Genomic DNA, 18,103 nt, shown 5'->3' with positions numbered 1-18,103 from the left:
AACCGTGATCAAGACCCTGAACCACCTCCCGCATCCCTACGAGAATGCGGCCGCCCTCGCCGGCCATTTCACCGATCTGGCGCCGCCGCTCAATGACCGCCAGGCGCATCTGGAAGCCTCGCGCTGTCTGTACTGCTACGACGCGCCGTGCGTGAACGCCTGTCCGAGCGAGATCGATATTCCGTCGTTCATCCGCAATATCCATCAGGAAAACGTCCAGGGCGCCGCGCAGAAAATCCTCTCGGCGAACATCCTCGGCGGCAGTTGCGCACGGGTTTGCCCGACGGAAATCCTGTGTCAGCAAGCCTGCGTGCGTAACAACGATCACGAGTGCGCGCCGGTGTTGATCGGTCTGCTGCAACGCTACGCCGTGGACAACGCGCACTTCAGCGAACACCCGTTCCAGCGCGCCGCTGCCACCGGCAAACGCATCGCGGTGGTGGGTGCCGGTCCGGCCGGTTTGTCCTGCGCCCATCGCAGTGCGATGCACGGCCACGACGTGGTGATTTTCGAAGCCAAGGAAAAGGCTGGCGGCCTCAATGAATACGGGATCGCCAAGTACAAACTGGTGGACGATTACGCGCAAAAGGAACTGGATTTCCTGTTGCAGATCGGTGGCATCGAGATCCGTCACGGACAGAAGCTCGGCGAGAACCTGACCCTGAGCGAACTGCACCAGCAATTCGACGCGGTGTTCCTCGGCCTCGGCCTGGCTGCGAGCAAACAACTCGGCCTGGCCCACGAAGACGCGCCGGGCCTGGTTGCCGCCACCGACTACATCCGCGAACTGCGCCAGGCCGATGACCTGACGCAACTGCCCCTGGCCGACCGTTGCATCGTCCTCGGCGCCGGCAACACCGCGATCGACATGGCGGTGCAAATGGCCCGGCTCGGTGCCCGCGATGTGAACCTGGTCTATCGCCGTGGCGTCGAGGACATGGGCGCCACCGGTCACGAACAAGACATCGCCAAGGCCAATCAGGTACGCCTGCTGACCTGGGCACAACCGGAGCAAGTGCTGCTCGACGACCAAGGCAATGTGCGCGGCATGCGTTTCGCCCGCACAACCATGGTCGAAGGTCGTCTGCAAACCACCGGGCAAACCTTCGAACTGGCCGCCGATGCGATCTTCAAAGCCATCGGCCAGGCGTTCGACGGCAGCGCCCTCGCCGACCCGTTGGCCCGTGAACTCAAGCGTCAGGGCGAGCGCATTCAGGTGGACGACAACCTGTGCACCAGCATCCCCGGCGTGTATGCCGGCGGCGACTGCACCAGCCTCGATCAGGACTTGACCGTGCAAGCGGTGCAACACGGCAAACTCGCGGCGGAAGCGATCAACGCCCAACTCATGCTCAACGTGGAGGCTGCGTAAATGGCCGATCTCTCGATTGTCTTCGCCGGCATCAAAGCCCCCAATCCGTTCTGGCTAGCCTCCGCGCCGCCCACCGACAAAGCCTACAACGTGGTCCGCGCCTTCGAGGCCGGCTGGGGCGGTGTGGTCTGGAAAACCCTGGGTGAAGACCCGGCGGCGGTCAACGTCTCATCCCGCTACTCGGCGCATTTTGGCGCCAACCGCGAAGTGATGGGCATCAACAACATCGAGCTGATCACCGACCGTTCGCTGGAGATCAATCTGCGGGAAATCACCCAGGTCAAAAAGGACTGGCCGGACCGCGCGCTGATCGTGTCGCTGATGGTGCCGTGTGTCGAAGAGTCGTGGAAATTCATCCTGCCGCTGGTGGAAGCCACCGGTGCCGACGGCATCGAGCTGAACTTCGGCTGCCCCCACGGCATGCCGGAACGGGGCATGGGCGCGGCGGTCGGCCAGGTGCCGGAATACGTCGAACAGGTCACTCGCTGGTGCAAGACCTATTGCTCGCTGCCGGTGATCGTCAAGCTCACGCCGAACATCACCGACATCCGCGTTGCTGCCCGTGCGGCTCATCGCGGTGGCGCCGATGCGGTGTCGCTGATCAACACGATCAACTCGATTACCAGCGTCAACCTGGAACAAATGGTCGCCATCCCCACCGTCGGCCACCAAAGTACCCACGGCGGTTATTGCGGCTCGGCGGTGAAGCCGATTGCGCTGAACATGGTCGCCGAAATCGCACGCGACCCACAGACCCAAGGCTTGCCGATTTGCGGGATTGGCGGCATCGGCAGTTGGCGCGATGCGGCGGAATTCATCGCGTTGGGCAGCGGCGCAGTGCAAGTGTGCACGGCGGCGATGCTGCATGGGTTCCGGATTGTCGATGAGATGAAGGACGGCTTATCGCGCTGGATGGACAGTCAGGGGTACGCCAGCGTGTCGGAGTTTTCCGGGCGGGCGGTGGGCAATACGACGGACTGGAAGTACCTCGACATCAACTATCAGGTGATCGCGAAGATTGATCAGGAGGCGTGTATTGGGTGTGGGCGTTGCCATATTGCTTGCGAGGATACGTCGCACCAGGCCGTGGCCAGCATCAAGCAAGCGGATGGCACGCATAAATATGAAGTGATTGATGACGAGTGCGTGGGCTGCAATTTGTGCCAGATCACCTGCCCGGTGGAGGATTGCATCGAGATGGTGCCGATGGATACCGGCAAGCCGTTTCTGGATTGGAATCATGATCCGAGGAATCCCTACCACGTCGCCCTCTAAGACCTGCGGCGCCTGAGCTGACGCCTTCGCGAGCAAGCCCGCTCCCACATTTGAAATGCATTCCAATGTGGGAGCGGGCTTGCTCGCGAAGAGGCCGGCAGCGACACCACAATCCTCAAGGCTCCAACCCAATCCCGCGCAATATCACGCTCGTCACCGTCTGCACCGCCCGTTCGAACTGCATGTCCGACAACGGCTGGTGGTCATTCAAGATATTCACCTGGTGATCAAAGTCCGCGTAATGCTGGGTCGAGGCCCAGATCATGTACAGCAGCGCCGAAGGTTCCACTGGCAGGATGCGTTTGTCCTCCACCCACTGGCGAATTTTCGCTTCTTTCATCTTGGCCCAGTCGTACAGGCTGGCGTCCAGCGCTTCGCCCAAGGTCGGCGCGCCGTGGATGATTTCGTTGGCCCAGACTTTCGAACCGTAGGGCCGGCTGCGGGAATGGTTCATCTTGGCGCGGATGTAGCTGCTGAGCACCACCCGCGGGTCGTCGAACATTTCGAAGCACAACGCGTCCTGCTTCCAGACTTCCAGCAGGTCGAACAGCACGGCGCTGTACAACTCGCCCTTGGTGCTGAAGTAGTAATGCAGATTGGAGCGCGGCAGTTGTACTTCGGCGGCGATGTCCGCCATGGCGGTGCTGCCGAAGCCTTTTTCGGCGAAGACCTTTTCGGCCCCGAGCAGGATTTTTTCGACGTTACTGCGACGAATCTCGATCTTGTGATTGCCCATGAGGGCTCCCTGACAACAGCGTTGCCCAAGACTAGCATCCGCTCTGGGTCGCGGCGACAGGCCTTTTTCACTTCCCCGGGGAAAACCGATTGGGTAGCATCCGCCGCACATTTGCGCCGCAACGGATCACCCGTGAACATTCGACCCCGCGTCGCCGCCGACGATGCCGCCCTCGCCGCCCTGTGGGAACGCTCGGTGCGCGCCACCCATGATTTCCTCAGCGAAGACGACATCCGCTTCTTCTACCCGCTGGTGCGCGACGCCTACCTGCCCGCGCTGACCGTGTGGGTCGGCGACAACCCGGATGGCACGCCCGCCGGCTTCATCGCCACCGGCAACAACAACGTGGAAATGCTGTTTATCGAACCGGCCAATCGGGGCCAGGGCATCGGCCGGCGCCTGCTCGACCACGTCAAAGCCCTGCACGTCACCCTGAGCGTCGACGTCAATGAACAGAATCCCCAGGCCCACGGCTTCTATCTGCACTATGGTTTTGAACAGACCGGTCGTTCGGAAACCGATGGTGAAGGCCGGCCGTTCCCGGTGATTCACCTGGCGCTGCGACCGGCGTAAACATTTCCCGGTGCGCCGCGTTCATGCTTAAGTGACGCCCATTAAACTGCCCAGAAGGAAACTGACCATGCTGCTGAAAAAAGCCCTGACCGCCGCCGCCCTGCTCGGCTCGCTGCTCGCCGCTTCGTCGGTGTTCGCCCACGCGCACCTGAAAAGCCAGACCCCGGCCGCCGACAGCACCGTGAGCGCGCCATCGGAACTGCGCCTGGTGTTTTCCGAAGGCGTTGAAGCAACCTTCACCAAAGTCACGATCAAAAAGGACGGTGTCGATGTGCCGGTGAAAAACCTGGCCACCGAAGGCAGCGACAAGAAAACCCTGGTCGTCACCCCGGCTGTTCCGCTGGCCGCCGGTGCCTATAAGGTCGAATGGCACGCGGTGTCGGTCGATACCCACAAAAGCGAAGGCGCCTACAGCTTCAAGGTTGGCCAGTAATTCATGACCGACACGCTGGTGCTGTGCCGCTTCCTGCATTTTGTGGTGGTGCTGATGCTGTTCGGGGCCTGGGTGTTCAGGCCCCTGCTGTTGAAGGCTGATGCCGAATATTTGGATCGGCGTCTGGCGCGTGTGAGTCTTGGTCTGACCGCCGTGGCATTGGTCAGCGGCGTGACCTGGCTGCTGCTGATCACCGCGAGCATGGCCGGTGCCTGGGACGCGGCTTTTGATCCTTCGACCCTGGGCCTGGTGCTGCGCAATACGTTTTTCGGCCAGGTCTGGAGCTGGCACCTATTGCTTAACGCTGTGCTGCTGGGGTTGCTGCTGACGCCGTTGCGCGCGAACGTGCCCCTGAGACTGGTCGTGAGTGGCCTGCTGCTCGCAACCCTGGCGCCGGTCGGTCATGGCGCGATGCTCGACGGGCTCAGCGGCCAGTTGCTGATCCTCAACCAGATCATCCACCTGACCTGCGTCGGCGCCTGGCTCGGCGGATTGATGCTGTTGGTGATGATCCTGCGCCACCCGACCGGCCACTCGTTGAGCGTGATCCTGCGCCGTTTCAGCGGGGTCGGCTACGGCTTGGTCGCAGGGTTGGTGATCACCGGGTTGATCAATGTTCGCGTGCTCACCGGCGCGTTCTGGCCAACGCCGTTGCTGTCCGGATTTGCCTTGATTCTGTTGATCAAGGTCGTACTGGTGGCGGTGATGCTGGGGCTGGCGTTGTTCAATCGGTTGCGGATCAAGGACTGCGAACAACGGGTTGGCACGCTCAAGACCAGCGTGATGCTGGAGTGGTTGCTGGGGATGGGCGCGGTGGCGGCGGTTTCGCTGCTGGGCACCATGCCCCCAATGATCGCCAGCTGAAACACAGATCCCCTGTGGGAGCGGGCTTGCTCGCGAAGGCGGCGGCACATTCAACATCAATGTCGCCTGACACACCACCTTCGCGAGCAAGCCCGCTCCCACATTTAGTTTTGTGTGGTGTCAGGGGTATCGTTGTGCCCCTCAGCAGCCGTATCAATACTCACCACCACCGACATCCCCGGCCGCAACCGCTCACTCTGCTCCTGCCCCTCATCCACCGTAATCCGCACCGGCACCCGCTGGGCGATTTTGACGAAGTTGCCGGTGGCGTTGTCCGCTTGCAACAGGCTGAACTCCGAACCGGTGGCCGGTGAAATCCGCTGCACCCGCCCCTTGAATTTGCGATGGTCGAGGGAATCGACGGTGAAGCTCACCGGTTGGCCGACGCGCACGTCGTCCATCTGGGTTTCCTTCATGTTGGCGATCACCCACAACTGATTCGGCACCAGCGCCATCAACTGCGCGCCGGAGTTGACGTAGGCGCCGAGGCGCACGCCAATCTGCCCGAGCTGGCCGTCACGGGGTGCCAGGACCCGGGTGTTCGACAGGTCGATCCGCGCCAGTTGCACCGCCGCTTCGGCGCTGGCCACCGCCGCTTCAAGCGAGCCGCGATTAACGATCACCGTTTGCAGGTCCTGCCGGCCGATTTCCAGGTTGGCCTGGGCCTGGGCCACCGCCGCGATGGTCTGGGCGTTGGCGGCCAGGGTCACGTCCAGCTCGCGCTTGGACACCGAACCGTCGTTGATCAGTTCTTTGTTGCGTCGCAAATCGGCCTCGCTTTTGCGCGACTGAGCCTGGGCGTCGGCGACCGCCGCCTGACGCAGCTTGATGGTCGCTTCGGCGCTGTTGCGTTGCTGCACCACGTTGGCCAGCGCGGCTTTCTGCACCGCCAGTTGCGCCAGGGATTGATCGAGGTGTTGCTTATAGATCCGGTCATCGAGGCGCACCAGCAAATCACCGGCCTTCACAAACTGAAAGTCCGTGACCGGCACTTCGTACACATAACCGCTGAGCTGCGGGCCGATGATCGTCACCTGACCGCGCACCAGGGCGTTTTCCGTGGTTTCCACCGCACTGCTGAACGGCGGCAGTTGCCAGGCATACAACACGATCAGCACGCCGACGATGGCAATCGCCGCAAAACCCAGTGACGAGATGATCCGCACCCGCAGCGAGCGCGGCTCGGTGGCCGGCGTGGACGGTGGCGCCACGCCTTCGGGGGTGGCGGCGATGGCGTTGGTGGTCGTGGTGGTCGGTTCAGTCATGAAGAAGTGGCACCGCTGGGTTGAACGGAAGGAGTGGCAGGCGCTGGGGCGACAGTTTGGGTGGTGCTCATCAGCCACAGGGCGCGAATGGAAATCCAGATCATGGTCAGCACCGCAATCACGGCGATCAGCATAAAGACGTCGTTGTAAGCCAGCACATTGGCTTCGCGAGTCGCCGCCGTGGCGAGGCTGCGAATGCCTTGCAGGTTGCGCAGGCTCGGGTCGGCGATCATCGAGCCCACCGCATTACCGCCGCTCTGTACCCGGGCCGCGACACGCGGATCCATCATGGTCAGGTGTTCAACAATATTGCTGGAGTGGAATTTCTCGCGAACGATCTGGAACGTCCCCAACAGCGCCGCACCGATCAAGCCGCCGAGGTTCTGGCAGATCCCGAACAGCACCGAGAAACTCACCAGGTTGCGCGGGTTGGTCAACACCCGGCGCGTGCCAAGGACCATGGTCGGTCCGAGGAAAAAAGTGCCGCCGAAGGCCAGCAGAAACTGGCTGAAGTACATGTTTTCCGGGCGGGTCAGGTTGTTCGAATAGCTGTCCATGACGGAGCCGACCGCCATCAGCGCCAGGGACACGATCAGCGGCATGAACAAGTGTTTGGGGTCGATGGTCAGGGCGCTGGTGGCCAGGCCGGCGATGCTGCCGAGCAACATCACCACGTACAGGCTGTGCAACTGCTGACTGCTCATGTTCAGCATCTGCATAAAACCGACCGCGCCGGTGGACTGCTCGGACAACACCATGCGAATCAGGATCACCGCCAGGGCCAGGCGAATCATCACGCCGCTGCCAAGCCAACGGGTCATCAGCATCGGGTTGCTGCGGTTATGTTCGATCGCCAAACCGGCGAGGATCAGCACGATGGACGCCGCCGAGGCGACACCGATCCACGGCGCTTCCAGCCACCAGTCGATGCGCCCCAAGGACAGCACGGCGCAGAGCAATGCCACACCCGTGGCGAGGATGGCGAAGGTCAGGAAGTCGAGTTTTTCGAAGGTCTTGAAGCGGTCACCCGGTGGCAATTTCAGCAGGAACACGCAGCCCAGGGTCAGCAGCGCCATGCCCAGTTCGAACAGGTACAAGCCGCGCCATTCGGCGATCTGCATCAGGTCTTCGGAGAATAATCGCGCCAGCGGCAGCGCCAGTTGCGACGCGCCCAACCCCAGCACCAACGCCTTCATCCGCCATTTCGCCGGGAACGCCTGGATCATGTAATACAGGCCCAGGGAACTCAGCGCCGCGCCGACCATGCCGTGGGCCGCGCGCACGGCGATGGCCGAACTCAAGTCGTTGACGAACAAGTGGCCGAAGGTCACCAGGGCGTAGAGCACCAGGAACACTTCGGTGAACGCGCGCAAGCCGAACTGCTGGCGAAACTTTACCAGCAGCAGGTTCATCGAGACGTTGGTCATGACATAGGCCGCCGGCAGCCACGCCATCTCGGCAGTGGTCGCCCCCAGCGCGCCTTGCAGGTAAGGCAGGTTGGCAATCACCAGCGAATTGCCGAGGCCACCGGTCAACGCCACCAGCAAACCCACCAGCGCATACGCCAGGCGCTTGGGCGTGGAGTGCAACGGCGTCGAGGGAGAACCGGGCAAACTGGGGCGCTCATGGGGCTGCCAGTCGCGCGGGGCGTAGTGATCCATTCAAGGGCCTTGTTCTGGGGACCGTGCCAGTTTGCCGGAAAATCACCGCCAACACACAAATCCCTGTGGGAGCGGGCTTGCTCGCGAAGACGGTGGCACCTCCAACATCAATGTCGCCTGACTCTCCGCTTTCGCGAGCAAGCCCGCTCCCACAAGGATTTGGGTTTAAGCCCCGATGTCATCGTACAACTTGTGATTGACATTCCCGCAAAGCCTCGCAAATAATCGCCGCCATGTTGTACGACGACGTATAACAAACAATAAAAACAACAAGAAACAAAAGGGATCGTCACTGTGAGCAAACTCGTCCGCCATTCCTCCGTCTGCACCCCTCGCCCGACCTTTGTCCGCCGCCATACCCTGAGCCTGATCGGTTGCAGCAGCCTGGCCCTCTTGCCCATGGCCAGCCACGCCGAAGGTTTCGTCGAGGACGCCAGCGCCACGCTGAACCTGCGCAACGCCTATTTCAATCGCAACTTCACCAACCCGGCCTACCCCCAGGGCAAGGCTGAAGAGTGGACGCAAAGCTTTATCCTCGACGCCAAGTCCGGCTTCACCCAGGGCACGCTCGGGTTTGGCGTGGACGTGCTGGGGCTGTACTCGAAAAAGCTCGATGGCGGCCAAGGCACCGGCGGTACGCAGTTGCTGCCGCTGGATCACGACGGGCGCCCGGCGGATAACTTCGGCCGTACTAACGTGGCATTCAAAGCCAAGGTGTCGAAGACCGAATTGAAGGTCGGCGAATGGATGCCGGTGCTGCCGGTGCTGCGTTCGGACGACGGCCGTTCCCTGCCGCAAACCTTTCGCGGCGGCCAGGTAACGTCCAGCGAAATCGAGGGCCTGAAGCTCTACGGCGGCCAGTTCCGCGCCAACAGCCCGCGCAACGATTCGAGCATGGACGACATGTCGATGAACGGCAAAGCAGCGTTCACGTCGGACCGTTTCAACTTCGGCGGCGGTGAATACACCTTCAATGAAAAGCGCACATTGGTCGGCGTCTGGTACTCCGAACTCAGCGACATTTACCAGCAGGAATATTTCAACCTGAGCCACAGCCAACCCATCGGCGACTGGACCCTGGGCGCCAACCTCGGGTTCTTCACCGGCAAGGAAGACGGCAGCGCCCTGGCCGGCGAACTGGACAACAAAACCACCTTCGCCATGCTCTCGGCCAAATACGGCGGCAGTACCTTCTATGTCGGCCTGCAAAAACTCACCGGCGACGATGCCTGGATGCGCGTCAACGGCACCAGTGGCGGGACCCTGGCCAACGACAGTTACAACTCCAGCTACGACAACGCCAAGGAAAAATCCTGGCAACTGCGCCACGACTACAACTTCGTCGCCCTCGGCATTCCCGGCCTGACCATGATGAACCGCTACATCAGCGGCGATAACGTGCACACCGGGGCGATCGCCGACGGCAAGGAATGGGGCCGCGAGAGCGAACTGGCGTATACCGTGCAGAGCGGCGTGCTGAAGAACCTCAACGTGAAATGGCGCAATGCGAGTATTCGCAAGGACTTCAGCACCAACGAGTTTGATGAGAACCGGATCTTTATCAGCTATCCGATTTCGTTGTTGTAAAACGGCGAACACAAACCCTGTGGCGAGGGAGCTTGCTCCCGCTGGGCTGCGCAGCAGACCCAAAATATTGGGGAGTGCTTCGCACTCCAGCGGGAGCAAGCTCCCTCGCCACAGGGTCAGTGCTTTACTGAGATACCCTCCGTCAATTTCAACCATCCACGCGTTGACAAGCACCGGAAAGCCTAACGATACTTCGCCCAAGTCATACGACAACTTACAACAACTGCAATGACTCCGAATTCAGGAACCGCCATGACCACGACTTCCCCTGCCCCTTTCAATCGCCTGCTGCTGACCGGCGCCGCCGGTGGCCTCGGCAAAGTGCTGCGCGAAACCCTGCGCCCTTACGCCAACGTGATTCGCCTGTCGGATATCGCCGACATCGCCCCGGCCCTCGACGACCGCGAAGAAGTCGTGACTTGCGACCTCGCCGACAAACACGCCGTGCATCAACTGGTCGAAGGCGTGGACGCGATCCTGCACTTTGGCGGCGTCTCCACCGAGCACGCGTTCGAAGAAATCCTCGGCGCCAACATCTGCGGCGTGTTCCACATCTACGAAGCTGCGCGTCGTCATGGTGTGAAGCGAGTGATCTTCGCCAGCTCCAACCACGTCATCGGTTTCTACAAACAGGACGAAGTGATCGACGCCCGCTCCCCGCGCCGCCCGGACAGCTACTACGGTTTGTCCAAGTCCTACGGCGAAGACATCGCGAGCTTCTACTTCGATCGCTACGGCATCGAGACCGTCAGCATCCGCATCGGCTCCTCGTTCCCGGAACCGCAGAACCGCCGCATGATGAGCACCTGGCTGAGCTTCGGCGACCTGACCCAATTGCTCGAACGCGCGCTGTACGCGCCGAATGTCGGCCACACCATTGTCTACGGCGTGTCCGACAACAAGAACGTCTGGTGGGACAACCGCTACGCGGCGGGCCTGGGTTATGTGCCACAGGACACTTCCGAAGTGTTCCGCGAAAAAATCGAAGCGCAGCCGATGCCTGCGGCGGATGACCCGGCCATGGTTTACCAGGGTGGCGCGTTTGTCGCGTCCGGTCCGTTCGGCGATTGAGCCAACGTCCAAAGGAATGAGTCGCCATGCAAGCCGAATTGATTGTCGATGCCCGTAACGCGGTCGGTGAATGCCCGGTCTGGGTCCCCGAGGAAAACGCCCTGTACTGGGTCGATATTCCCGCCGGGGGCTTGCAGCGCTGGAGCGCCGCTACCGGTCACATCCACGTTTGGACCGCCCCGGAAATGCTCGCGTGCATCACCCGTCACCGCGATGGCGGCTGGGTCGCCGGGATGGAAAGCGGGTTCTTTCATTTGCGTCCGCACAACGACGGCAGCCTCGACAGCGAATTGCTGGCCCACGTCGATCATGCCCGCCCGGACATGCGTCTGAACGATGGGCGCTGTGATCGCCAGGGGCGTTTCTGGGCCGGCAGCATGGTGCTTAACATGGGCGCCAACGCCGCCGACGGCACCTTGTATCGCTACAGCCATGGGCAACGCGGGCCGCTGGAACCACGGCTCACAGGCTTCATCGTCCCCAATGGCCTGGGCTTCAGCCCGGATGGCCGGACGATGTACTTGTCCGATTCCCACCCTTTGGCCCAGCAGATCTGGGCCTTCGACTACGACATCGACAGCGGCACGCCAAGTAATCGGCGGTTGTTCGTCGACATGAATCACTACTGCGGCCGCCCCGATGGCGCTGCGGTGGATGCCGAAGGTTGCTACTGGATCTGCGCCAACGATGCCGGGCTGATTCACCGGTTTACCCCCGATGGCCGGCTCGACCGCTCCCTCGCCGTGCCGGTGAAAAAACCGACCATGTGCGCGTTTGGGGGTAGCCGACTGGACACGTTGTTTGTGACGTCGATTCGGCCGGGTGATGACCATGATGAGCAGTCTTTGGCGGGGGGCGTGTTTGCCCTCAATCCTGGGGTGAAGGGATTGTCTGAGCCAATGTTCCAGGATTGCTGAACAGCCTAAAAGATCGCAGCCTTCGGCAGCTCCTACAGTGAGATCGGGTACATCCGGGTGAACGTCAATCCTGTAGGAGCTGCCGAAGGCTGCGATCTTTTCAACCCTTCACGCAGAACAAAAATCATGAAACTGCTCGAACTCGAAGACGACCTCACCCACCTCACCCTCGCCCCGGAACTCGGCGCGAGCATTGTCAACTGGACGGTTCGCAGCACCGGCCAGCCGCTGTTGCGCCACAGCGACGCCCAGGCCCTGAACACCGGCCTGCCCGGCAAACTCGGTTGCTACCCCTTGGCCCCGTGGTCCAACCGGATTTCCGAAGGCGGTTTCGACTGCCCCGAAGGCTGGCTCGCCCTGAAGCCCAACAGCCTCACCGATCCCCTGCCGATCCACGGCAGCGCCTGGCAACAGCCGTGGCGGGTTGTTTCCCAGACCCGCAACGAAGCCGTCCTGCAACTCGATAGCACCAGCCCTTTCGCCTACCGCGCCGAGCAGCGCTTCCACTTGAGTGAAGGTCGGTTGAGCATCGATCTAAAGGTCACTCATCTCGGCGAACACGCGGTGTGGCACGGCCTCGGTTTGCACCCTTACTTTCCACGGACCGCACACACCCAATTGCAGGCCAAGGCCCGGCAAGTCTGGTTGTGCGACACCGCCAAACTGCCGACCCAACTCAGCACGCTTCCCGAAACCTGGGATTTCCAGCAGCTCAAGGCCTTACCGGAAACGTTGGTGGACAACGGTTTTTGCGAATGGAACGGCCACTGTCTGATCCAGCAACCCGAGCTGGGCTATGAACTGGAATGCCAGGCCACCGGCAGCGATTACTACCTGCTCTACTGCCCCGTTGGCCTGGGGTTTTTCTGTATCGAACCGGTGAGCCACCCGGTCAACGCGCACCACTTGCCCGGCCGGCCAGGCTTGCGTTTGCTGGAGCAAGGCCAATCCGCCGAGCTGGGTTTCAGCCTGCACTACCGCGCACTCGCCTAACCCAGCAACTGACTCAGCACCGCGCGCAACTTGCCGGGTTTCACCGGTTTGTTCAGCAGTGGCGCGTCGAGTCGTTGCAACGAGCGGCGGCATTGGTCGGTACGGTCGGCGGTGATGATCACCGCCGGAATGGCCTGGTCGAAATGCTCGCGCAAGTGCCGCACCACATCACAGCCCACCACCCCATGGTCGAGGTGATAGTCCGCCAGAATCAGTTCCGGCGCGCGCCCCTGCAACGCTGCCAATGCCGAGAACTCATCGGTGGCGATCACTACTTCGCAGCCCCACTGCCCGAGCAACGCGCTCATGCTTTCGAGAATGCTGATTTCGTTGTCCAGCACCAGCAAACGTCGGCCCGGCAGCGGGTTACCGGTGCCCGGTTGCGGTGCCGCGAGGCTGATCGGCAACGGCACTTCATGGGAAATCGGCACGTCGATGCTGAACACCGACCCGCGCCCCGGCCATGAACGCACCTGAATCCGGTAGCCGAGAATCTTCGCGATACGTTCGACAATCGCCAGGCCGAGACCCACGCCTTTGCGGTCAGCGGCGCGGCCAACGTCCAGTTGATTGAACTCGAGGAAGATCGAGTCAAGCCGATCCGCCGCGATCCCGCGCCCGGTGTCCCAGACTTCCAGACGCAGGTTATCGCCACGACGACGCGCCCCGAGCAGGATGCAGCCCTCGTCGGTATAGCGGCAGGCATTGCTGAGGAAGTTGCGCAGGATCCGCGTCATCAGACGCAGGTCAGTGCTGATCGCAAAATCGCCCATGTGCACCCGCAGGTTCAGCCCCGCCGCCTCGGCCACCGACTGGAATTCCGACACCAGCGGCGCGAGCAACTCATCGAGCCGATACAGCGCGACGTCCGGTTTCACCGCTGCCTGGTCGAGCCGTGAAATATCCAGCAAATCCGTGAGCAAATCCTCGGCGCCCTCCAGCGCCTGGTGCGTGCGCTCCACCAGCACCTGCTCGACATCGGGCAACTTGCGCTCGCGCAAGGTCGAGATCAGCAACCGCGCGGCGTTGAGCGGTTGCAGCAGGTCATGACTGGCGGCGGCGAGGTATTTGTCCTTGCTGCGATTGGCCGCCTCGGCGGCGTCCCGGGCATCGCGCAGGGCCTGGGCGATCTGTTTACGCTGGGTGATTTGTTGCTGCAGGTTGCGGTTGGCTTCAAGCAATTCGTCGGTGCGCGCGGTGACCCGTTGCTCCAGTTCGTCGTTGAGTTGTTGCAGGCGTTGCTGGGCGAGTTTGCGTTCGGTGATGTCGGCGACAAAGCCTTCCACCAGCCCTTCCTGGTCAGGCTTGAGCAACAGGTTCATCAGCACGTCGAGGCTGCTGCCGTCCTTGCGTCGCAATTGGGTTTCATAGCCGTGCAGGCTGCGTTCGGTCTTGAGGATTTCGCCGATGCTTTCCAGCTCTTTTGCGCCACCGACAAACAGGTTGCTGGCCAGGTCCGCCAACGAAAACAGCACCTCTTGCGGATTGTCGTAGCCAAGCATCCGCGCCAGTGCCGGATTAGCGGCGCGCATCCCTTCCAACAGGCTGGCCTGGAAGATTCCGTGCACCGCGTTTTCGAACAGCCATTTGTAGCGATTGCGCTCGGCTTCCAGCTCATCCAGCCGCGCCGAGAGCTCCGGGTAATGGCTCTTGCGCGCCGAGTGGCTGCCTAATCCCAGCAGTCCCGCCAGCGCCCGTTGCTGCTCGTCAGAGGGCTTCGCCATAGACGACCTCGACGTCACGCTGACTGGATTCCCGCGGGTTGGTCAGGATGCACGGGTCGTGCATGGCGTGCTGCGACAGGAATGGAATGTCCGCCATGCTGACCCCGTGCAGCCCCAGGGTTTCGTGGAAGCCGATCGCATGTTTCAGCGCGATCAGGTGTTCCACCAGGCGTCCGCAAATCTGCCGGTGATTGAGGCCCCGGCAATCGATGCCGAAGGTCTCGGCAATCACTTTGAAGCGCTCCGGCGCCGAACTGTAGTTGAACGCCACCACGTGTTCCACCAGCACCGCGTTGCACAAGCCGTGGGGCAAATCGAGAAAGCCGCCGAGGCTGTGGGACATCGCATGTACGGCGCCGAGAATCGCGTTGGAGAACGCCAGCCCGGCCTGCATGCTGCCGAGCATGATTTTCTCGCGCAGGGCGATGTCCGTCGGGTTGGCGATCATCTGCACCAGGTTGCCGTTGATCAGGCGCATCGCTTCCAGCGCATGGGGGTCGGTCAGAGGCCCGTGACCGGTGGAAACAAAGGCTTCGATGGCATGCACCAAGGCGTCGATGCCGGTACAGGCTGACAGGAACGGGTCCATGCTCAGGGTGGTTTCCGGGTCGATCAGCGACACGTCGGGCACCACGGCTTTGCTGACGATGGAGAACTTCATGCGTTCTTGCTGGTTGGAAATGATCACGAACTGCGAGACGTCCGCCGAAGTGCCGGCGGTGGTCGGGATCAGAATCAGCGGCGGGCTCGGAACGCGGATGGTGTCCACACCCTCGAACTCCAGAATGCTGCGCCCGTGGGCGACGACGATGCCGATGCCTTTGCCGCAGTCCATCGGGCTGCCGCCACCGACGGCCACGATCACGTCGCAGTGGTTTTCCCGGTACAGGTCGGCACCGAGCATGACTTCTTCGACACGAGGATTGGGCGAGACAGCGCTGTACAGGAAATACTCGATGCCCTGGGCTTGCAGGCTGGCTTCGACGTCCGCAACCCAACCGGCGGCAATCACCCCGGGATCGCTGACCACCAACACCTTGCGGGCGCCGAAGGTCTTGGCGTAATTGCCGACGTTGTGCCGGCAACCGGCACCAAAAATGATTTCAGGCGAAACAAATTTACGCAGCTGGCTGAGATTTTGGCTCATTGGAAAGCCTGTTTTTATTGTTTTGGAAGGTAGATCCACACTAAAGCATCCGGCTGCGAATGCAATCAGACCAATGGGTAGCACGAGTTGGGTGTACCCAGACTTTAAATCCAGTGGAGATCCCCTGTGGGAGCGGGCTCGCTCGCGAAGGCGTCGGGTCAGTCAGCATCCATGTCAGCAGACCCACCGCTTTCGCGAGCAAGCCCGCTCCCACAGGGGGATTTGTGTCAACTCCAGGCTTATCCGCGATAGATCAGCCGCGAAGCCTTCTCATTGCGCAACGTCAGGTGTTCCATGCCCTGCCCCGGCGCGTCGGCTTCTTCCCGGGCCTTGAGGATCACCCCGTGATGCGGCGACTTGCTGCACACCGGGTCGGCGTTTTCCGCATCGCCAGTGAGCATGAACGCCTGGCAGCGGCAACCGCCCAGGTCCTTGTGTTTTTCATCGCAGGAACGGCACGGCTCTTTCATCCAGTCGTCGCCGCGAAAGCGATTGAAGCCGAAGGAATCGGTCCAGATGTGTTCGATGCTGTGCTCGCGCACGTTGGGAAATTGCACCGGCAACTGCCGGGCGCTGTGGCACGGCAACGCGGTGCCGTCCGGGGTGATGTCGAGGAACAGGTTGGCCCAGCCGTTCATGCAGGTTTTCGGGCGTTCTTCGTAGTAGTCCGGGGTGACAAAGATCAATTTGCACGGGTGGCCCTGGGCTTCAAGCCGTTCGCGGTACTCATTGGTGATGCGCTCGGCGCGCTGCAATTGATCGCGGGTCGGTAACAGCCCGACGCGGTTGAGCTCGGCCCAGCCGTAGAACTGACAAGTGGCCAGCTCGACGAAATCCGCCTCCAGTTCCAGGCACAAATCAATGATCCGGTCGATCCGGTCGATGTTGTGTCGGTGGGTAACGAAATTCAGCACCATCGGGTAGCCCTGGGCCTTTACGGCACGGGCCATCGCCAGCTTCTGGGCGAAGGCTTTGCGCGAGCCGGCGAGCATGTTGTTCACCGCTTCATCGGCGGCCTGGAAGCTGATCTGGATATGGTCGAGGCCGGCGACCTTGAAGTCGCGGACCTTTTGCTCGGTCAGGCCGATGCCGGAGGTGATCAGGTTGGTGTAGTAACCCATGTCCCGCGCAGCCTTGATCAGCTCGGCCAGGTCCTGGCGCACCAACGGTTCGCCACCGGAAAAGCCCAGTTGCGCGGCGCCCATGTCCCGCGCTTCGCGGAACACGCGAATCCATTCTTCGGTGCTCAGTTCCTCACCCGATTGGGCAAAGTCCAGCGGGTTGGAGCAATACGGACATTGCAGCGGGCAGCGATAGGTCAGTTCCGCCAGCAGCCACAACGGCGGCCCCGGTGGCGAATCACTCGATCCAGAATTGCGCACGGGCCACCTCCAGAAACGCCAGCACGTCCTCGTCGATGTCCGATACACCGGGGAAACTCGCGCACAGCAAACCAATAATCGCCGCCACACTGCGTTTGCCATCCACCAGATCGAGGATCTGCCCGGCGCTGGCGTTGAGTTTGATCATGCCTTCGGGGTAAAGCAGCACGTGACAATCCTGCCGGGGCTCCCATTGCAAGCGGAAACCCTGGCGCAAGGCCGGTGACTGTTTGCGGCTGATCAGGCTCACAAGGTAATCCCCCGGTGCCAGACATTTTCGCGGGTGACGCTGTGGTACGGCGGTCGTTCCAGCTCATAAGCCATGCTCATCGCATCGAGCATGCTCCACAGCACATCCAGCTTGAACTGGAGGATTTCCAGCATCCGTTGCTGACCTTCGAACGTGACGTAATGCGCCAGGGTGATGCGCAAACCGTGCTCGACATCCCGCCGCGCCTGACTCAAACGGGTGCGGAAATAGTCGTAGCCGCCGACGTCGATCCACGGGTAATGGGTCGGCCAGGCCTCGAGACGGGATTGATGGATTTGCGGGGCGAACAGTTCGGTCAACGAGCTGCTGGCCGCTTCCTGCCAACAGGCGCGACGGGCGAAATTGACGTAGGCGTCCACGGCGAAACGCACACCGGGCAGCACCAATTCTTGAGAGAGGATTTGTTCGCGGTCCAGCCCCACGGCTTCGCCCAGACGCAGCCAGGCTTCGATCCCGCCTTCGCCGCCGGGGGCGCCGTCGTGATCGAGGATTCGTTGCAGCCATTCCCGGCGCACGTCGCGGTCCGGGCAATTGGCGAGGATCGCGGCGTCCTTGAGCGGGATATTGACCTGGTAATAGAAGCGATTGGCGACCCAGCCCTGGATCTGCTCACGACTGGCGCGGCCGGCGTACATGGCTTGGTGGAATGGGTGATGGATGTGGTAGTAGGCGCCTTTGGCGCGCAGGGCCTGTTCGAATTCGGTGAGGGACATTGGGGGGTTGGTCATTGCGGTTCTCCTGGGCGTTTTGCGGTGTCTGGTCTGGCGCCTTCGCGAGCAAGCCCGCTCCCACAGGGGGCTCTGTTGTTCACACATTTTGTGGCCAGTGGAGA

17 protein-coding genes are annotated in these 18,103 nt (G+C 61.7%); 9 read left to right on the top strand and 8 right to left on the bottom strand.

The annotated features are described in order from the left end of the window. Window positions 1-4 precede the first annotated feature (4 nt). Window positions 5-1,372 (top strand): NAD(P)-dependent oxidoreductase, encoded by a 1,368-nt coding sequence (locus ACIQY3_RS02950; RefSeq protein WP_403017076.1) that lies wholly within the window; start codon window positions 5-7, stop codon window positions 1,370-1,372. After that, window positions 1,373-2,647, top strand: a complete 1,275-nt coding sequence (gene preA / locus ACIQY3_RS02945; protein ID WP_403017074.1) for an NAD-dependent dihydropyrimidine dehydrogenase subunit PreA — start codon at window positions 1,373-1,375, stop codon at window positions 2,645-2,647. A gap of 115 nt (window positions 2,648-2,762) precedes the next feature. Here the strand turns inward: preA and ACIQY3_RS02940 are convergent, their stop codons facing one another. Next, window positions 2,763-3,383 (bottom strand): TetR/AcrR family transcriptional regulator, encoded by a 621-nt coding sequence (locus ACIQY3_RS02940; protein ID WP_054047384.1) that lies wholly within the window; start codon window positions 3,381-3,383, stop codon window positions 2,763-2,765. Between the two features lie 132 nt (window positions 3,384-3,515). Between ACIQY3_RS02940 and ACIQY3_RS02935 the strand changes: the two genes are divergently transcribed. From ACIQY3_RS02935 to copD, 3 genes are all read left to right on the top strand, one after another. Continuing rightward, window positions 3,516-3,956: an acetyltransferase gene (locus ACIQY3_RS02935; protein ID WP_403017071.1), complete on the top strand. Its 441-nt coding sequence runs from the start codon at window positions 3,516-3,518 to the stop codon at window positions 3,954-3,956. A 67-nt stretch (window positions 3,957-4,023) separates the two neighbouring features. Continuing rightward, window positions 4,024-4,389 carry a copper homeostasis periplasmic binding protein CopC gene (copC, locus tag ACIQY3_RS02930; RefSeq protein ID WP_403017069.1) on the top strand — a complete coding sequence of 122 codons (366 nt, stop codon included), beginning with the start codon at window positions 4,024-4,026 and terminating at the stop codon, window positions 4,387-4,389. Between the two features lie 3 nt (window positions 4,390-4,392). Beyond that, the gene (gene copD, locus ACIQY3_RS02925) at window positions 4,393-5,253 is read left to right on the top strand and encodes a copper homeostasis membrane protein CopD (protein WP_403017067.1); all 861 of its coding nucleotides are present in this window, start codon (window positions 4,393-4,395) and stop codon (window positions 5,251-5,253) included. A gap of 104 nt (window positions 5,254-5,357) precedes the next feature. Here the strand turns inward: copD and ACIQY3_RS02920 are convergent, their stop codons facing one another. Together ACIQY3_RS02920 and ACIQY3_RS02915 are read right to left on the bottom strand one after the other, a co-directional pair. Beyond that, window positions 5,358-6,518, bottom strand: coding sequence for an HlyD family secretion protein (locus tag ACIQY3_RS02920; RefSeq protein WP_403017065.1), 1,161 nt, complete (start codon window positions 6,516-6,518; stop codon window positions 5,358-5,360). After that, window positions 6,515-8,179, bottom strand: a complete 1,665-nt coding sequence (locus ACIQY3_RS02915) for an MFS transporter (RefSeq protein WP_403017063.1) — start codon at window positions 8,177-8,179, stop codon at window positions 6,515-6,517. The genes ACIQY3_RS02920 and ACIQY3_RS02915 overlap by 4 nt, the downstream gene beginning before the upstream one ends. Before the next feature lie 294 nt (window positions 8,180-8,473). On the opposite strand from ACIQY3_RS02915, the gene ACIQY3_RS02910 reads away from it, so the two are divergent. From ACIQY3_RS02910 to ACIQY3_RS02895, 4 genes are all read left to right on the top strand, one after another. Then, the gene (locus ACIQY3_RS02910) at window positions 8,474-9,766 is read left to right on the top strand and encodes an OprD family porin (RefSeq protein WP_403017061.1); all 1,293 of its coding nucleotides are present in this window, start codon (window positions 8,474-8,476) and stop codon (window positions 9,764-9,766) included. Between the two features lie 252 nt (window positions 9,767-10,018). Continuing rightward, a complete protein-coding gene (locus ACIQY3_RS02905; protein WP_403017059.1) occupies window positions 10,019-10,837 on the top strand; it encodes an NAD-dependent epimerase/dehydratase family protein in 819 nt (272 codons plus the stop codon). A 26-nt stretch (window positions 10,838-10,863) separates the two neighbouring features. Then, window positions 10,864-11,754, top strand: coding sequence for an SMP-30/gluconolactonase/LRE family protein (locus ACIQY3_RS02900; RefSeq protein WP_403017057.1), 891 nt, complete (start codon window positions 10,864-10,866; stop codon window positions 11,752-11,754). Window positions 11,755-11,880: 126 nt separating this feature from the next. Further along, window positions 11,881-12,747 carry an aldose 1-epimerase gene (locus ACIQY3_RS02895; RefSeq protein WP_403017055.1) on the top strand — a complete coding sequence of 289 codons (867 nt, stop codon included), beginning with the start codon at window positions 11,881-11,883 and terminating at the stop codon, window positions 12,745-12,747. Here the strand turns inward: ACIQY3_RS02895 and ACIQY3_RS02890 are convergent. The 5 genes from ACIQY3_RS02890 to pqqC form a co-directional block, all read right to left on the bottom strand. Further along, window positions 12,744-14,471, bottom strand: coding sequence for a NahK/ErcS family hybrid sensor histidine kinase/response regulator (locus ACIQY3_RS02890; RefSeq protein ID WP_403017053.1), 1,728 nt, complete (start codon window positions 14,469-14,471; stop codon window positions 12,744-12,746). The two genes, ACIQY3_RS02895 and ACIQY3_RS02890, sit on opposite strands and share 4 nt — an antisense overlap. After that, window positions 14,455-15,618, bottom strand: a complete 1,164-nt coding sequence (gene ercA, locus ACIQY3_RS02885; protein WP_403017052.1) for an alcohol dehydrogenase-like regulatory protein ErcA — start codon at window positions 15,616-15,618, stop codon at window positions 14,455-14,457. The genes ACIQY3_RS02890 and ercA overlap by 17 nt, the downstream gene beginning before the upstream one ends. Before the next feature lie 239 nt (window positions 15,619-15,857). Further along, on the bottom strand, window positions 15,858-17,000 hold the full coding sequence (gene pqqE, locus ACIQY3_RS02880; RefSeq protein WP_403017050.1) for a pyrroloquinoline quinone biosynthesis protein PqqE: 1,143 nt from the start codon (window positions 16,998-17,000) through the stop codon (window positions 15,858-15,860). Next, on the bottom strand, window positions 16,978-17,250 hold the full coding sequence (gene pqqD, locus ACIQY3_RS02875; protein WP_403017048.1) for a pyrroloquinoline quinone biosynthesis peptide chaperone PqqD: 273 nt from the start codon (window positions 17,248-17,250) through the stop codon (window positions 16,978-16,980). The genes pqqE and pqqD overlap by 23 nt, the downstream gene beginning before the upstream one ends. Beyond that, on the bottom strand, window positions 17,247-17,999 hold the full coding sequence (gene pqqC / locus ACIQY3_RS02870) for a pyrroloquinoline-quinone synthase PqqC (RefSeq protein WP_403017046.1): 753 nt from the start codon (window positions 17,997-17,999) through the stop codon (window positions 17,247-17,249). Before pqqC ends, pqqD begins: the two co-directional genes overlap by 4 nt. Window positions 18,000-18,103: the final 104 nt, after the last annotated feature.

Origin of the sequence: Pseudomonas sp. NPDC096950, from assembly GCF_044762525.1 — a bacterium.
Lineage (GTDB): Bacteria > Pseudomonadota > Gammaproteobacteria > Pseudomonadales > Pseudomonadaceae > Aquipseudomonas.
The sequence above is the reverse complement of the archived record's forward strand: the minus strand, read 5'-3'. Positions and strand labels throughout refer to the sequence as shown.

Bases quoted from the DNA above. Each gene is read 5' to 3' on its own strand.
- preA (WP_403017074.1), top strand. From the start codon at position 1,373: ATGGCCGATCTCTCGATTGTCTTCGCCGGCATCAAAGCCCCCAATCCG.
- ACIQY3_RS02940 (WP_054047384.1), bottom strand. From the start codon at position 3,383: ATGGGCAATCACAAGATCGAGATTCGTCGCAGTAACGTCGAAAAAATC.
- copC (WP_403017069.1), top strand. From the start codon at position 4,024: ATGCTGCTGAAAAAAGCCCTGACCGCCGCCGCCCTGCTCGGCTCGCTG.
- copD (WP_403017067.1), top strand. From the start codon at position 4,393: ATGACCGACACGCTGGTGCTGTGCCGCTTCCTGCATTTTGTGGTGGTG.
- ACIQY3_RS02920 (WP_403017065.1), bottom strand. From the start codon at position 6,518: ATGACTGAACCGACCACCACGACCACCAACGCCATCGCCGCCACCCCC.
- ACIQY3_RS02915 (WP_403017063.1), bottom strand. From the start codon at position 8,179: ATGGATCACTACGCCCCGCGCGACTGGCAGCCCCATGAGCGCCCCAGT.
- ACIQY3_RS02905 (WP_403017059.1), top strand. From the start codon at position 10,019: ATGACCACGACTTCCCCTGCCCCTTTCAATCGCCTGCTGCTGACCGGC.
- ACIQY3_RS02900 (WP_403017057.1), top strand. From the start codon at position 10,864: ATGCAAGCCGAATTGATTGTCGATGCCCGTAACGCGGTCGGTGAATGC.
- ACIQY3_RS02895 (WP_403017055.1), top strand. From the start codon at position 11,881: ATGAAACTGCTCGAACTCGAAGACGACCTCACCCACCTCACCCTCGCC.
- ACIQY3_RS02890 (WP_403017053.1), bottom strand. From the start codon at position 14,471: ATGGCGAAGCCCTCTGACGAGCAGCAACGGGCGCTGGCGGGACTGCTG.
- ercA (WP_403017052.1), bottom strand. From the start codon at position 15,618: ATGAGCCAAAATCTCAGCCAGCTGCGTAAATTTGTTTCGCCTGAAATC.
- pqqC (WP_403017046.1), bottom strand. From the start codon at position 17,999: ATGACCAACCCCCCAATGTCCCTCACCGAATTCGAACAGGCCCTGCGC.